General features: G+C 37.6%; 15 protein-coding genes. 11 read left to right on the forward strand and 4 right to left on the reverse strand.

The window, feature by feature from the left end; translation table 11 throughout:
- Positions 1 to 58 precede the first annotated feature (58 nt).
- The 7 genes from M0D58_RS06915 to M0D58_RS06945 all read left to right on the forward strand — a co-directional run bounded on the left by M0D58_RS06915 (position 59) and on the right by M0D58_RS06945 (position 7,237).
- Entirely contained in the window at positions 59 to 1,246 is a 1,188-nt protein-coding gene (locus tag M0D58_RS06915) for a homogentisate 1,2-dioxygenase (protein WP_248394527.1), read from the forward strand.
- Positions 1,247 to 1,420: 174 nt separating this feature from the next.
- Positions 1,421 to 2,695: an acetyl-CoA hydrolase/transferase family protein gene (locus tag M0D58_RS06920; protein WP_248394528.1), complete on the forward strand. Its 1,275-nt coding sequence runs from the start codon at positions 1,421 to 1,423 to the stop codon at positions 2,693 to 2,695.
- Positions 2,696 to 2,889: 194 nt separating this feature from the next.
- Positions 2,890 to 4,020: a 4-hydroxyphenylpyruvate dioxygenase gene (gene hppD, locus M0D58_RS06925; protein WP_248394530.1), complete on the forward strand. Its 1,131-nt coding sequence runs from the start codon at positions 2,890 to 2,892 to the stop codon at positions 4,018 to 4,020.
- 69 nt (positions 4,021 to 4,089) lie between these two features.
- Positions 4,090 to 4,566, forward strand: coding sequence for a hypothetical protein (locus M0D58_RS06930; RefSeq protein ID WP_248394531.1), 477 nt, complete (start codon positions 4,090 to 4,092; stop codon positions 4,564 to 4,566).
- Between the two features lie 103 nt (positions 4,567 to 4,669).
- On the forward strand, positions 4,670 to 5,917 hold the full coding sequence (fahA, locus tag M0D58_RS06935; protein WP_248394532.1) for a fumarylacetoacetase: 1,248 nt from the start codon (positions 4,670 to 4,672) through the stop codon (positions 5,915 to 5,917).
- A 116-nt stretch (positions 5,918 to 6,033) separates the two neighbouring features.
- Complete coding sequence (locus tag M0D58_RS06940; protein ID WP_248394533.1) at positions 6,034 to 6,354, forward strand: GxxExxY protein; 321 nt, start codon at positions 6,034 to 6,036, stop codon at positions 6,352 to 6,354.
- A 61-nt stretch (positions 6,355 to 6,415) separates the two neighbouring features.
- Positions 6,416 to 7,237: a flavin reductase family protein gene (locus M0D58_RS06945; protein ID WP_248394534.1), complete on the forward strand. Its 822-nt coding sequence runs from the start codon at positions 6,416 to 6,418 to the stop codon at positions 7,235 to 7,237.
- Between the two features lie 78 nt (positions 7,238 to 7,315).
- On the opposite strand, the gene M0D58_RS06950 is transcribed toward M0D58_RS06945, so the two are convergent.
- Positions 7,316 to 8,164, reverse strand: coding sequence for an alpha/beta hydrolase family protein (locus M0D58_RS06950; protein WP_248394535.1), 849 nt, complete (start codon positions 8,162 to 8,164; stop codon positions 7,316 to 7,318).
- A 153-nt stretch (positions 8,165 to 8,317) separates the two neighbouring features.
- On the opposite strand from M0D58_RS06950, the gene M0D58_RS06955 reads away from it, so the two are divergent.
- The 4 genes from M0D58_RS06955 to M0D58_RS06970 all read left to right on the forward strand — a co-directional run bounded on the left by M0D58_RS06955 (position 8,318) and on the right by M0D58_RS06970 (position 11,709).
- On the forward strand, positions 8,318 to 9,091 hold the full coding sequence (locus M0D58_RS06955) for a HipA family kinase (protein WP_248394536.1): 774 nt from the start codon (positions 8,318 to 8,320) through the stop codon (positions 9,089 to 9,091).
- Positions 9,078 to 9,461: a DUF3037 domain-containing protein gene (locus M0D58_RS06960; protein WP_248394537.1), complete on the forward strand. Its 384-nt coding sequence runs from the start codon at positions 9,078 to 9,080 to the stop codon at positions 9,459 to 9,461. Before M0D58_RS06955 ends, M0D58_RS06960 begins: the two co-directional genes overlap by 14 nt.
- Positions 9,462 to 9,530: 69 nt before the next feature.
- Complete coding sequence (locus M0D58_RS06965) at positions 9,531 to 10,553, forward strand: alpha/beta hydrolase (protein WP_248394538.1); 1,023 nt, start codon at positions 9,531 to 9,533, stop codon at positions 10,551 to 10,553.
- A 67-nt stretch (positions 10,554 to 10,620) separates the two neighbouring features.
- A complete protein-coding gene (locus M0D58_RS06970; protein ID WP_248394539.1) occupies positions 10,621 to 11,709 on the forward strand; it encodes a serine hydrolase domain-containing protein in 1,089 nt (362 codons plus the stop codon).
- A gap of 101 nt (positions 11,710 to 11,810) precedes the next feature.
- Here M0D58_RS06970 and M0D58_RS06975 read toward each other — a convergent pair whose 3' ends face one another.
- From M0D58_RS06975 to M0D58_RS06985, 3 genes are all read right to left on the reverse strand, one after another.
- A complete protein-coding gene (locus M0D58_RS06975; RefSeq protein WP_248394540.1) occupies positions 11,811 to 12,578 on the reverse strand; it encodes a phospholipase D-like domain-containing protein in 768 nt (255 codons plus the stop codon).
- Positions 12,579 to 12,665: 87 nt separating this feature from the next.
- Positions 12,666 to 13,484, reverse strand: coding sequence for an alpha/beta hydrolase (locus tag M0D58_RS06980; RefSeq protein ID WP_248394541.1), 819 nt, complete (start codon positions 13,482 to 13,484; stop codon positions 12,666 to 12,668).
- A gap of 104 nt (positions 13,485 to 13,588) precedes the next feature.
- On the reverse strand, positions 13,589 to 16,318 hold the full coding sequence (locus M0D58_RS06985; protein WP_248394542.1) for a TonB-dependent receptor plug domain-containing protein: 2,730 nt from the start codon (positions 16,316 to 16,318) through the stop codon (positions 13,589 to 13,591).
- Positions 16,319 to 16,347: the final 29 nt, after the last annotated feature.

The raw sequence follows: 16,347 nt of genomic DNA on the forward strand, positions 1-16,347 counted from the left end.
TGTTTAAATTCAATTCATGAAAAAGTATTACATTTGAAAAACGACATATAAAAGTAAAATGAGATATCATCAGTCGGGAAATATTCCCCAAAAAAGACATACGATTTTCAAATCTCCGGAAGATAAATTTTACTATGAACAGCTTTTCGGAACGGAAGGTTTTCATGGAATTTCTTCTTTATTGTATCACATTCATCGGCCTACTCAGATCAAATCCATTGGTGAAGCCAAAGATGTAACGCCCAAAATTGCTGTTGCCAAAAATGTAACACCAAGAATGTTTAAGGGGATGAATGTAATGCCTGAAGATGATTTTTTAGACAGCAGAAAATTTCTTATGGTCAATAATGACCTTAAAATGGGGCTTTCCAAACCGAGGAAATCCACGGATTATTTTTATAAAAATGCAGAATGTGACGAACTTCTATTTGTGCATAATGGAAGCGGCATCCTCAAAACATTTGTCGGCAACCTTGAATTTTCTGTAGGTGATTATTTAATTATCCCGAGAGGAACGATTTACCAGGTAGAACTTAATTCTGAAGATACTGTTTTCTTCGTCCTGGAAAGCCACTCTCCGATTTACACTCCGAAAAGATACAGAAATGAGTTTGGCCAGCTGCTGGAGCATTCTCCGTTTTGTGAAAGAGATATCGTTGCACCAACTTTCGTGGAACCGAAAGATGAAAAAGGAGAATTTTTAATTAAAGTAAAAAAGGAAAACCAGATTACCGATTTTATTTATGCCACGCATCCTTTCGATGTTGTAGGCTGGGACGGTTATTTTTATCCTTATAAATTCAACATCAAAAATTTTGAACCGATTACGGGAAGAATTCACCAGCCACCTCCGGTTCACCAGAATTTTGAAGGCCATAACTTTGTGGTGTGTTCATTCTGTGCAAGAATGTACGATTACCATCCGCTTGCCATTCCTGCTCCTTATAACCATTCCAATATCGATTCTGATGAAGTTTTATTCTATACAGAAGGCGATTTCATGAGCAGGAATCATATTGACCTGATGGATTTCACGCTCCATCCGGGAGGAATTGTTCACGGGCCACATCCCGGAGCGATGGAAAGAAGCATCGGGAAAAAATTCACCGAAGAATACGCGGTGATGGTCGATCCTTTCAAACCACTTAAAATCACGGAAGAAGCTTTAAAAGTGGAAGATCCGTCTTATAAAACCTCATGGCTGGAAGAACATGACAAAACGATGGAAGACCGTTCTCAGGAGTAATTTAAAAAAATAAGAAGCACATAATTTAAACCTATATAAGACCGATGCACCTTCATCGGTCTTTTTTATTGATTTAATCCGGCCTAAACATGACAAAAATCTTTACATATTTGGTCTTAATAAAAACAATTAAACCTATCTTTAAGTCAGAGAAAAATTTATAAAAAAATCAATATGTACAATTATATCAGTGCAGAGGAAGCCATTTATACCATTAAAAGCGGAAACCGCGTATTTTTCCACGGAAGTGCATGTACACCCAACCATCTTATTGATGAACTGGCAAGACAATCCCACCGGTTGGAAAATGTTGAAATGGTTTCCATAACCCAGCAAGGAAATGTTGAAATTGCCAAACCTCAGTATAAAGATAAATTTTTTGTTAATTCCCTGTTTGTTTCTTCACCGGTAAGAGACGCTGTCAATTCAGACAGAGGAGATTTTGTTCCTGTTTTTTTAAGTGAAATTCCGATTCTTTTCAGAAAAAACATTCTTCCGCTGGATGTTGCTTTAATTACCGTTTCACCACCCGATAAGCATGGATTCTGTACTTTGGGAACTTCCGTAGATGTTGCCAGAGCAGCTGTAGACACAGCAAAAATTATTGTAGCAATTGTTAATCCTCTAATGCCGAGAACCCACGGTGACGGAATGATTCATATCAGCAGAATAAACAAACTCGTATGGCATGAAGAAGAGCTTCCAACCGTTGATTACGGATCAAAAGTAGGCCCTGAAGAAATGGAGGTCGGAAAAAATGTAGCCGAACTTATCGAAGACCGTTCTACTTTGCAAATGGGTATCGGGACGATTCCTGATGCAGTTTTAAAATGTCTGGGAAATCACAAAGACCTTGGTGTACATACCGAAATGCTGAGCGACGGGGTGGTTGATTTGATTCAAAATGATGTCATCAACAATAAATATAAAGGTTATAACGACAATAAAACCATTACCAGTTTTTGTTTCGGGACCAGGAAGCTTTATGATTATGTAGATGACAATACGGTTTTTTCATTTGATGATGTAAGTACGGTAAATTTCCCGATCAATATCATGAGAAATAAAAAAATGGTAGCCATTAACTCAGCTATTGAGATCGATCTTACCGGGCAGGTCTGTGCAGATTCCATCGGAACCATGCAATACAGCGGGATCGGCGGACAGATGGATTTTATGAGAGGGGCCGCATTAAGTGAAGACGGAAAACCGATCATTGCTATCACCTCAAGAACAAAAAAAGGCGTTTCCAGGATTGTACCTTATTTAAAGCCGGGTGCGGGAGTTGTAACGACAAGAGGACATATTCACTGGGTGGTTACAGAGTACGGAACTGCGTATTTGTATGGTAAAAATTTAAAGCAAAGAGCGCAGGAGCTCATCAGCATCGCGCATCCTGATGACCGGGAAATGCTGGAAAGAGCGGCTTACGAAAGATTTAAACATTAACACTTACTACTGATTTTGTAAACTTTTGACAATCTTTTTAAGCGTAATAATTTTTTATTTCTTTTGCGGTTTAAAAATAAAATTCTCGCATTTTGTTTTTATTAAAATTTAACTAACAACTGTTTGTTTTCAATTTTAAAAGTTTCGCAAAATTTTGTAATTTGCAAACAATATATAAAAGTAAAAATAGAAATATGTCAACACTTACATTTGCCGAAAAAATTGCTCAAGCAGAGAATTTTTTACCGATTAACGGTACAGATTACATTGAGTTCTATGTAGGAAATGCAAAACAGGCTGCGCATTATTATAAAACCGCTTTCGGTTTCCAGTCTGTAGCATATGCCGGTCCTGAAACCGGCGTGAGAGATCGTGCTTCATACGTTCTTCAGCAGGGAAAAATCAGATTGGTGCTTACCACTGGATTAAAATCTGATTCCCCGATAAACGAACACGTAAAAAAGCATGGTGACGGAGTTAAAATTTTGGCACTTTGGGTGGATGACGCTTATAAAGCATTCGAAGAAACAACCAAAAGAGGAGGTAAACCGTATCTGGAACCGATGACAATTACCGATGAAAACGGCGAAGTAAGAATGTCCGGAATCTATACATATGGAGAAACCGTACACATGTTCATCGAAAGAAAAAACTATACAGGTCCTTTTATGCCAGGTTACGAAAAATGGGAAAGTGACTACAAACCTGAAGAAGCAGGCCTATTATATGTAGATCACTGTGTAGGAAATGTAGACTGGAACAGAATGATCCCAACCGTTGAATGGTACGAAAAAGTAATGGGATTTGTAAATATTCTTTCTTTCGACGACAAGCAGATCAACACAGAATATTCTGCACTGATGTCTAAAGTAATGTCAAACGGGAACGGATACGCAAAATTCCCGATCAACGAACCGGCAGAAGGGAAAAAAAAATCTCAGGTAGAAGAATATCTTGATTTCTATGAGGGAGAAGGCGTACAGCATATTGCGGTAGCAACAAAAGATATTATCCATACAGTAACAGAACTGAAGAGACGTGGTGTGGAATTCCTTTCCGCTCCGCCAGAAGCTTATTATGATATGGTTCCGGAAAGAGTGGGACATATTGATGAGGATCTTAAGAAACTTCAGGAGTTAGGCATCCTTATTGATCATGATGAAGAAGGGTATTTATTACAGATCTTTACAAAACCTGTGGAAGACCGCCCTACTCTTTTCTTTGAAATCATTGAAAGACACGGTGCACAAAGCTTCGGAGCAGGAAACTTCAAAGCATTGTTCGAAGCGCTGGAAAGAGAACAGGAAAGAAGAGGAAATCTTTAATTTTAATAACAATATAAAGTTTTGTCAGGATCGAAAGTCTTGACAAAACTTTTTTATAAGCACATCATTATGAGGAAAACATTATTAGCAATTTTATTTGCCGGAACAATATGTACTGCAAAAGCACAGTACGGAACAATGGATCAGATTCTTACCCGGCTTGAAGAAAGATCAGGCGTTAACCAGAATCTGGAATCCGTAAATATTGACGATAAAAAATTTGTTTTCATCAAAGATGAGGCAGACCATATGGAAAGGGATTTCATTATTATCAAGGGAAATAAAGCCACTTACGTAGAAGTATTTGACGACAAAGCAACCGGAAAGAGTACTTCCAATGTTTTCTCGGGAGATATTATTAGAAAGAAAAACATTATTTCTCTTAGGGCCGACATGCTCGAGAATAAGAAAGTACCTATCCCGCTTACCAAAACATTACTTTTAACAAAACAGGACAATATTCTCTATCTTATCGATGTCAATACAAAAGCCAGATGGATTGATGAAGCGTCCCTTTCTGTTAACAAATCTAAATCAAAAAAATAAATACTTTGAAACTTTTGAGTAAGCAAAACTCAGAATCAATTCAAAATTATTTTAATTAAAAATCGTAACGGATTTTGATATAAATCCACCTAAACTCTAAATTATGAAATCATTTGTAGAATATTCATCAGATTCAGATTTTTCCATACATAATATTCCGTTCGGAGTAGCGGTTTTCAACAAAGAATACATCGGATGCTGCACAAGAATCGGAGATCAGGTTGTTGACTTGGCAACGCTTTATGATTACGGATATTTTGAAGAAATTGAAGGTCTGATTGACAATATATTTGAAGCATATACTTTAAACGAATTTATTGAACTGGGAAAACCAATAACCAATGCGATTCGTCAGAAGATCCAGGAGTTGCTGCTGGAAGATTCCATTTTATCTAAAGATGAAAAAACGATTGAAGAAGCGTTCTACGACTTGGATAAAGTAAAAATGATGATGCCTGTACACATCCCGAATTACACGGATTTTTACAGCAGCATTGAGCATGCAACGAACGTTGGTAAAATGTTCAGAGATCCTGCGAATGCTTTATTGCCCAACTGGAAACATCTTCCTGTAGGATATCATGGAAGAGCTTCATCAATTGTTGTATCCGGAACTGAGATCAACCGTCCCAAAGGGCAGACGAAACCTGCCGATGTTGAAAAACCTGTTTTCGGACCTTCTAAACAGCTTGATTTTGAGCTTGAAATGGCATTCATCATCAACAAAAATACAGAAATGGGAGAAAGTATTTCAACCCGGGAAGCAGAGGACGCTATTTTCGGAATGGTAATTTTCAACGACTGGTCGGCTAGAGATATTCAATCTTGGGAATATGTTCCATTAGGACCATTTTTGGCTAAAAATTTCGGGTCTTCGGTTTCTCCGTGGGTAGTTACTCTGGAAGCACTGGAACCGTTCAGAACTGCTTCTCCAGAACAGGATCCTGAAGTATTAGAATATTTACAATTTGAAGGCGATAAAAACTACGACATCAATCTTGAAGTATACATTCAGCCTGAAAACGGCGAACAAAATCTGATCTGCGAGAGCAATTACAAACACATGTACTGGAATATGACCCAGCAGCTGGCACATCATACCATAAACGGATGCAACGTTGAAGTTGGTGACATGTATGCCAGCGGAACTATCTCAGGAAGCGATCCTAAATCTTTCGGTTCTATGCTTGAATTGACTTGGAGAGGCCAAAATCCTATCACTTTAAGCAATGGAGAAGAAAGAAAATTTATCAATGACAATGATACCGTTACCATGAAAGCATGGGCTGAAAAAGACGGGATTCGTGTTGGTTTCGGTGAAGTTTCGGGTAAAATTATTCCAGCAAAATAGTTTAACCACAAAAGTCACAAAAGCTTTAATGATCACACAAGCTGATTTAACTGATTTAAACTTACAAGATTAATGGCGCTTGCATAGAAGTTCACAAAATTTTAGGAGCCGGATTATTGGAAAGTGTATATCATAAATGTCTAGAAGAAGAACTTAAATTAAGACAGCTTGAATTTAAGTCAGAGTTTAAAATTCCTATTATTTATAAAGGTAAAAATCTTGAATGTGACTTCTTTTGTGATTTTTTAATTGAAGATTTAATTGTACTTGAATTAAAAGCAGTTTCAGAACTGAAAGAAATTCACCGTGCACAAGTTTTAAATTATATTAACTTAATGAAAAAACCCAAAGGCATATTGGTAAATTTTAATGTAAAAAATTTATATCATGAGGGACATGAAACTTTTGTAAATAAATATTACGATATGCTTTTGTGATCTTGAAAAGATTTAAAATTATTTTCATAAAACTTTTGTGACTTTTGTGGTTAATAAAAAAATGAAAACACTCATCCCATCCGAAATAACTCCAGTACAGCTGCAGACCGTAATGCAGACTGCTATCTCACCGAGGCCGATTGCCCTGGCTTCCACGGTAGATGAAAATGGTAACAGCAATCTATCGCCGTTCAGTTTCTTTAATATGTTCAGTACGGTTCCTCCGATTTTGATCTTTTCACCATCGAGAAGAGTGCGCGACAATACAACAAAACATACCCTGGAAAATATCCTTAAGGTTCCTGAAGTCGTTATAGGAACTGTAAATTTTCCGATTGTACAGCAAATTTCATTAGCCTCTACCGAATATGGGGACGGTGTAAATGAATTCATTAAATCCGGGCTGACCATGAAAGATGCTGATCTGGTTACCCCAAAACTGGTTGAAGAGTGCCCTGTCAATTTTGAATGTAAGGTTTTAGAAGTAAAACCATTAGGAGACAAAGGCGGTGCAGGAAATCTAGTGATTTGTGAAGTGCAGAAAATTCATATCAGGGAAGAATACCTTAATGAAGAAGGAAATCTAGATCAGGCAAAACTCGATATGGTTGCACGCTTAGGAAGCAACTGGTACTCAAGAAATAACGAAAGTAATCTTTTTGAAGTTCCAAAACCTCTTGTAACAAAAGGAATTGGCTTTGATCTTCTTCCTGATGAAATTAAATTCAGTAAAGTATTTACAGGAAACGATTTGGGAATGTTGGCTAATATAGAAGTTTTACCAGAAGGGAATTTTCATTCCGACGAAACCATCCATAAGAGTGCACAGCTGCTTCTTTTGGAAAGCAAAATTGATGAAGCCTGGAAAATTTTAATAAAATAAATATAGCAAAAGCCAGAAATTTCACAGCCTTAAAAGAATAGTAACCTTTCTCTTTACTTCTGGCTTTTTATGTTATTGTTATTCATTGACTATTTTTTCATTAATGAAGTCAATACATCTTTCAACTGCATTATTTAAATATACAGGCAGCGAGATTTCTTCCCACGGTTCTTTTGCGCCAAACGTATGGTCAGCATTTTCTATTAAATAAAGTTCGGAATTCGGATGCAGAAGATGAAGATGCTCAGCATTTTTCACGCTTACGCTTTCATCATTAGTTCCATGAATAATCAGAAAATGTGCCTTAGCCATTTCAGTTGCTCTTTCAACATCAAAACGATGAATATCTTTTTCATAATCTTCATAAAATTGATAGTAGTGTGGCATCTCCTGTTTGGTTCTTCCGTTGACAACATAATAAACGCCTTCATTTTTCCATTGCTCAAAGGCTTCATTTTTGGGAAAGCGATCCAGTGTATCGACACTGGCAAGCGTGATCAATCCATTAATTCTCTCATCTTCATAAGTTTTAATGATAGAAATTCCTCCTCCCCTGCTATGGCCTATTAGAATAATTTTATGATCATCAACTTTCTCATGTTTACTAAAATAATCTATGACCACGCCAAGATCAGAAAGTTCTTTTGAATAATTATTGTTCCCAAATGACTCAAGATCAGCAAAATTATGGGGATCTTCAATAGTAGTTCCGTTATGCGAAAAATTAAATTTAACAAAGAAAAATCCTGCTTCAGAAAATTTATCCGCCATTAAATCCCACGCACCCCAGTCTTTATAGCCTTTATAGCCGTGTACAAAAATAACAAGTGGTAATTGTTTTTCTTCTTCGGGATAAAATGCATCCGCAAGAAAATCTTTGGTTTCAGGGTTTGAAATAATAATATTCTGCTTTTTTGTGACCTCCATTTTTTACTTTTTTAAACTTTAAATATCTCAAACTCGAAAAATTTCCCGACTTTTTTAAAAAGACATATATAGATAAATTTAACAGTGAGATTATTTTACCTAAAAATAGTATAAATAGAAATAAACACAAAGTAAAAATCTTATTTTTGCGGTATGTTGGATTTAAGAACAGTTACGGTCATGCGTTATATTCTGCCCCTTCGGGAAGGAGGTTCTCTCCCTGCCCTTGCAGAAGCGGATGATGATTTTAAATATGTTTTAAAATTCCGTGGCGCGGGTCACGGTGTTAAAATGCTGATTTCTGAACTTTTAGGCGGAAAAATCACAGAAGCTTTAGGATTAAAAATTCCCGAACTGGTTTTTGTAAACCTCGACGTCGATTTCGGAAGGACTGAAGCAGATGAAGAAATTCAGGATTTATTAAAATTCTCAGAAGGTCTTAATCTTGGCCTTCATTACCTTTCCGAATCTATTGCTTACGATCCGAGTGTAAAAATCGATCCGCTGCTGGCATCAAAAATTGTATGGCTGGATGCTTTCATCACCAATATCGACCGTACTTTCAAAAATACCAATCTTTTGATGTGGCATAAAGAATTATGGGTGATTGATAATGGTGCATCCTTTTACTTCCATCATTCCTGGCAGAATTTTGATACTGCTGCAAAAACACCATTTAAATACGTTAAGGATCACGTTCTTCTGCCTCAGGCTACACAGCTGGATGAAGCAGACCGGTTTGCAAAAGAGCATCTGAACGAAAATATTTTCAGGGAAATTGTAAACCTTATCCCGGAAAACTGGCTGCATTGGGAAGATGCTGATGAAAGCCCGGAAGAAATCCGTGAAATTTATTTTAATTTCCTGAAAACAAGACTGGAACATTCTGAAATCTTTTTAAACGAAGCCAAAAATGCAAGAGGATAAAATTTACGAATACGCTGTAATACGTTTGGTTCCAAAAGTTGAAAGAGAAGAGTTTTTCAACATCGGGCTGATCATGTTCTCTAAAAAAGAAAAATATATCAGGGTGGGTTATTATCTGTGTCCGGATAAATTCAGGTTAATGCGAAGCAAGCTTGATTATGATGATATTATTCAAAATCTTAAAAGTTTCCAGAAAATAGCAGACGGAGATCAGGAAGGTGGACCTATTGCAAAGCTGGATATCCCGGAACGTTTTCGCTGGCTGACAGCAGTACGAAGTTCTGTTGTACAGACTTCGAGACCTCATCCGGGAAAATCAAAAGATCTTGAGAAGACGTTTGAAAAGCTCTTTGAAGAACTCGTTCTTTAGGCTCTGGTTAAAGTTTTGGTAAAGTTTTTGAGGGGTTTGAAAATGAATAACTAAGCAATAATATATTCTATGAACTTTTCCACGAACCATACATTATTCAGCAGGTTTATGATAAACCTGCTTTTTGTTTTCTTCTTAAGTTTCTATCAAATCAGTTATGCCCAGGATCTGCCGGAAACAAAAATTCCTACCAGTACATTGCTCCCGGAAAAAACACTTTTCTCTCAAAATATTATATACAAGACAAACAGTGTGGGAACACCGGTTTCATTAGATATATACAGACCTAAAACTCCAAGATCCGGAAAATTGCCAGTAGTAATTTATGTACATGGTGGAGCCTGGGCAAAAGGCGACAAGATCGTAAGGGCTAACAATTATATTGAAAATTTCATAGCAAAATTGGTTGAAAAAAACTTCGCTGTCATCAGCATCGAATATACACTGGTAAGCGATAAGATACATTTTCCTTTACCTATTGAAGATACCAAAGATGCTGTGCGCTGGGTAAGAAAAAATGCAGAAAAGTATGATTTTGATCCGGAAAATATAGGATATTTTGGAGTTTCATCCGGTGCGCACCTGTCGCTGCTTGCGGCATATACTGATGACACCCAATATACCGGAAGCCCTGAACTTTCAGGATATTCCGCGAAAGTAAATTATGTGGTCGATAATTTCGGTCCGACTGATTTGAATAAGCTTCTGCACACCAGATTAGGAAAAGTTCCGGTATCCATTGTCGGGCTCTTTTTTAAACCGATTGTAGAAATCCGGGAAAAACTCGTTTATGGAATTTCCGGTTACAATATCAATAAGGAAAAAAGAAAGGCGATCGATTATCTAGAGACCGTTTCTCCAATAAATGATACTGAGCATGGTATCCCCACATTTATCCTTCACGGAAACAAAGACAAAGTGGCTCCTTTAAAACATTCTAAGAAACTGGTGAAAAAGCTCAAAAAAAATAATATTGAGAACCAGTTAATTGTTGTAGAAGACGGAATTCATGGCTTTGGAACAACAGATAAAGCTTATCTGGATCAACTTACCGACGAAATGGTAAGTTTTATCATGATGCATCAAAAGTAAATTTAAGATTTAATTTTAACTAATGTGGTATTCATTCATCAAAAGTCTGAATGTAAAACCATTTGAGATGAAATTAAAACCTGTACTCTTTATTTACACATGCTTCTCCTTAATCGCCTGTAGCCCGAATAATTCGGAAACCGAAAATACACAAACTGAAAATCCTGCATCCACAGAAGCCATGTATTTCCCACCGTCCGGAAGTGATGTATGGGAAACAAAATCCCTTTCTTCATTAGGTTGGCATCAGGATAAAGTTCAGGATCTGCTGAATTATCTTCAGACCAAAAATTCTAAAAGCTTTATCATTCTGCAGAACGGCAGAATTGTAATGGAAAATTATTTTTCCGGACATACTGCTACTACCCCCTGGTATTGGGCGAGTGCCGGAAAAACCTTAACATCCACCCTTACCGGAATTGCAGAGCAGGAAGGTTTTTTAAATATTAACAACAAAGTTTCAGCTTATATCGGAACCGGCTGGACGAGCGCTCCTTTAGCCAAAGAGAATTTAATTACCTGCAAAAATCTCCTCTCCATGACTTCCGGACTGGATGACAGCCTGGGTGATGATGTAAGCCCTGCAAATTTGCAATACAAAACAGACGCCGGAACTCGTTGGGCGTATCATAATGTATATGTTAAACTTCAGGATGTGGTGGCAGCTGCCACAGGACAAACCTGGACCCAATATTTCAACACCAAACTGAGGGATAAAATCGGGATGACGGGAAACTGGATCCAAAGCGGTGAAAATAGTGTGTACTGGAGCAATACAAGAAGCATGGCACGATTCGGATTATTGGCATTAAATAACGGAAACTGGGACGGAAACCAGATCATTAACTCCGCCTATTTTCAAAACGCAACCAATACTTCCCAGAATATCAATTTAGCTTACGGATATCTTTGGTGGCTCAACGGCAAATCGAGTTACCATCTTCCGCAGACCCAATTTCAGTTTAATGGAAAACTGATTCCCAGCGCGCCGGATGATATGTTTTGTGCGTTAGGAAAAAATGACCAGAAAATCTATGTGGTTCCCGGTAAAAAAATAGTCATCATAAGAATGGGCGATGCCGCGGATAATGTAAATCTTGCTTTATCTGATTTTGATGACATTCTGTGGCAGAAAATTAATGCAGTGGTTGATTAAAGGTGAATGGTCAATCTGCTTTGCAGTGAATTTAAAAGTTCGATAATAATTTCATCTTATATTAATTCACAATTACCTGTGCAGCAAATTCACAGCTCGCCTTAATTATCCGGTTCATCATACAGCTGGCTTCCCCAAAACTGGATATCTCTTTCAGGCAGATTAGAATGATAAAAGATTTCTTTCATTTCTTCTATTATTTTTGCAACAGCGTTCGGATCAGTAGTTCTGATTCTGGTTTCGTGGTTGTCTTTCACGCCGCTTCCCGTAAAATTAAGAGAACCTAAATAAGCAATCTCATCATCAATAATGTAAATTTTACTATGAATAAAGGTTTTATTAGTAGCGTTTCCATGAGTGGGGGAAACATATACTTTAAACGGAAACAGCTGTTTATAAGTATAATGATAAATCTTGGTTTTTTTTATTTTCTTAACGACCGAATCTCTTACCAAAAACATCAGAACAATCATAATAAAACCGTAGGCAAAGGTTACATTATTTAAAAAATACATTAATGCAAGCAAAATAAGGCCTAATCCGATCATCGCAAAAAGCAGCGTTCCTGAAAGGCTTATAAGATCATTCCTTTTTTGCTGTGCTTTTTCATCAACATGTCTATGCTGGATAATAAGCTTGTGAATATTTTTGTCATACCCGTAAAAGTCCTCGATTTCATCACTGGTAATCAACCGGATCTTAATTCCTTTAGAATGAAGGTAAATAAGCTCTTTAATTAAAAAAGGTGAAAGATAAGGAGAAACAATTTTCACATTTTTCTGAGCATTCCTGATGTCCTGCAGCATCTTTGCACCCGCATTTTTTCCAATATAAATATCACAAAGTGCATTGTTGTAGAAAATTCCCATACCGAAATAAATTTTAATCCCATTTGAAAGGACAAAAAAACTTTGCAAATAATTTGCAAAGCTACTGTTCAACTATTTATTAAATGTTTATTTTTTCAGTTTTTCAACTTTTTTGATTTCATTAAGCAATAAAGGAAAAGCAGGCAAGGCCATTCCTCCGTGATCGAATCCCTGAAGTTCGTACAATGTGGTTTCCTTATGGCCTTTCAGTTTCATCATACGGGCCATGTACGCATTTTCTTCATACCTTCCCAACAGTTCTTTTTCACGGTCACCGGTTATGAGAAGCAACGGCGGTGCATCTGCCCTAATGAAATGAAGCGGTGCATATTCATCAATTCTGGCATCCAGTTCATCAATCCCTTTCTCTTTTCTTATGGTAAAATGGGATATCATTTGTCCGCTGAAAGGAACGATTGCGGCAAGCTTATTGGCATCAATTCCATAGGTATTGAGGTACATTTTATTTAATCCTACCATAATCGCAAGATAGCCTCCTGCTGAATGTCCGGAAATAAAAATTTTGCTTTCATCACCTCCGTATCTTTTAATATTATTAAAAACCCAGGCGGTAGCCGCTGCTGCATCTTCAATATATTTGGGAGCATTTACTTTTGGCGAAAGCCTGTAATTAACACCAATCACGGCAATACCTTTATTTTTTAAAGCTTCGGGAATTTCTTTTTCTCCACCTGTGATTCCTCCGCCATGAAACCAGATTACCGTGGAAAAGTTTTTAGTATTTTTAGGAACATATAGATCCAGAACGCATCTTTCGTCGATGTAAACATCAGATGCATTCGTTTTTTCATCATAATAATGAATATTGTTTTCGGTACGGTATTCCTGTGAAAAAAACGGTACTGAAAACAGTGTAAAAATTAAAAATATCAGAATCCTTTTCATTGTCAACTTTATTTGATGGTTTAAAGATACAAATTGAAGTCCAGTTATATAAAAAATGAACCCGGAATATCCGGATTCATTGTAAATTCAGTATAAAAGCAGGCTTAAAAATTAAAATTAAGTCTTGTAAACACAAACCTTCCGTTTTGCCCGAACTGTGAGGTTGACCGGGAATAGATAAACTGGTCATTATTACTGGACGCAGGGAGATTTTTAGTGGGATAAATATCAAACAGATTGTTCACCCCTGCTGTAAGACCGATATTCTTAGTAAACTGGTATGCTAAAGACACATCGGTAATGATTTTGTCGGTAATTTCCTGGTGTTCATTAGGAGAAACAATCCCGTCTCCATTGGCGTCGATAATATCCGGGCTGGTCACTTTACCGAAATAGGTATTTCTAAGATAGAAAATGGCCTTTCCAAAACTAAGCTGATTGGATAAACTTGCTTTTACTCTCGGTACGGCTTCTTCCAGGTAAATTCTTGAAGCTTCGGAAAAATAGATATTTTCTAAGCTCGGGGACTGTAAAGAACCTGAGGAATGGATATCTCCCACTTTTTTGGTTTTGTTGAGGTTGACTGCAAAATTATTATCAAGTTTTAAACCTGAGAATCTAATATTATGGCTGATTACCACATCCAATCCTTTCGTTTCGGTATCTATTGCATTGGCAAAAAGCTGGGCTGCATTTACACCTGCAGCATCAAAAGCAGCCTGAGCCTGCGGAGAAACAGCAGCTCTTGTGAACTGTCCTGTAAGAACAATTCGGTCATCAATTCTGGTAAAATATCCGTCTGCTGTAAAACTCAGGTTCGCAGAAGGAATTTTATAAGTAAATCCCACACTCGCTGATTTTGAGGTTTCCTGTTTCAGGCTTGGAATTCCCAATAAATTGGCAATTCTGGAGTCATTGCTGAAAGTTCCCACTTCCAGAAGCTGTCCGTTGGTAAATAATGTGGAAGTTACATTATAATAAATCTGATGAATAGAAGGCGCCCTGAAACCTGTAGAACCTGCAAACCTGAAGTTGAGATTATCATCAAGCTTAATTCTTGAAGCCAATTTATAATTAAATGTAGATCCGAAATCTGAATAATTTTCATAGCGCACTGCGGCATCAGCCAAAAGCCAGTCGGTAAAGTTGAATTCAAAATCGGCATATCCTGCCACGGCCTGTCGGTTTTTATTGACCGCATTTGCAGCCCTGAAACCTCCGAAAACCTGCGATCCGCCCGGAAGGAGATTCCCAAAGAAGTCAGTAGGCTTCAAATTATTCGGAGTAGCGGCCGTCTGTAAATTACCATTGATATCATACGCTGAATAGGAGGCTTCTTCTCCTGGTGTTATTTTAAAGTTTTCATAACGATGTTCTGCACCGAATGCGATGTTGATCCCGCTCCAAACATCATATTTTTTTGAAAAATCCAGATTAATGGTGTTTTGGGAAAACCTCAGCCCTCCTGCATCAAATTCATTTGGAGAATTAAATCGTAAAGAGGTGTTCCCTGTGTTTTTTATATCATAGCTAAAAGAATTCTGCCCAAATGTATTGCTGAAATCAATATTCCAGCCTTTCCAGTTTCCTTTAATTCCTGCAGAAAGAGAAAGATCCTGAATATCGGTTCCGATCTGCGGCAAATATCCATTCGGGTATAATCCCGTAAAGGTTCTGCTTTGGTTGGGTCTTCTGTAAAAACCTCCGGAAGTACCGTGCCTGAAGCTGTAACCGCCAAAAGTATAAACTTTCCAGTTGTCATTCAACGGCACTTCAATATTGGCGAAAAGCTGATGATTATTCAATTTCGACTGTCCCACCTGCATATTAAAATCTTTTCTGTTCAATCCACGGTAAGCCAGCTCCTGATCGGTTACATTGGCGCCCAAAAGTCCTTGTAATGCAGAAATTGTAGTTGCCGACTGGATCTGATTCTGATAAGCCTGGGAAAAATAGTTTACATCCTGCGCATACTGGTGAATCGTATTAATAATCTGCTGTGAGTTTGCCGTATTGTTGATGTTGCTGAAAAGTGAAGAAAGATTGACACCGTTATTTAAAGCACGCTGTTCAATCGCATTGTAGGCATTGAAAATATTTCCGCTTTCCGTTCCCGCTCTGAAAGTAGGATTCCTGAACTGTGAAGTCCAGGTAATATTGTAGAAACCTCCTTTTTTCCCGATTTTATTCCCGTAATTAAGGTCAACCTGAATATTCTGACCGTCAAAATCTCCGGTATGATCATTTGCTGCAGGCGTAAGATTTCCGCCATAGCTTAACTGTCCCGTGAGTTTTCCGGTATCTTTTTTTAAGCCTAAATTAATAACTCCGGCAATCGCATCGGAACCATACTGCGCAGAAGCACCATCTCTTAAAACTTCAATCCTGTTGATGGCAAAAGACGGAATGGCATTCAGGTCTGTTCCTACCGTTCCTCTTCCCGGTGATCCGTTTACATTTACAAGTGCCGAAGTATGCCTTCTTTTTCCGTTTACCAAAACCAAAACCTGATCCGGCCCAAGGCCTCTCAGCTGTGCAGGGTCCAAATGATCGGTACCGTCTGCATTAGTCTGTATGGTTGATGTAAATGATGGCGCAATGGCGTTAAGAATTTGTCCTATATTAGTTTGCGGTAAAATAACCGAAGACTCTTTAATATTAAACACATCCACCGGAACAGGACTGTCTGTTTTGGACCTCGCTCCACTTCTGGAACCCAGGATCACAACTTCTTCTACATTATTTGTTTTGAGTGTATCCTTTTCCTGTGCATAGGTAAATGTTCCCAGGAAAAATAATACGGAAGCCGAAAGTATAGCTTTTTTATTTTTCATACATTGCTCTTTTACTATTTGAAGCAGCA

The sequence above is a fragment of the Chryseobacterium nepalense genome (genome assembly GCF_023195755.1).
Classification (GTDB): Bacteria; Bacteroidota; Bacteroidia; order Flavobacteriales; family Weeksellaceae; genus Chryseobacterium; species Chryseobacterium nepalense.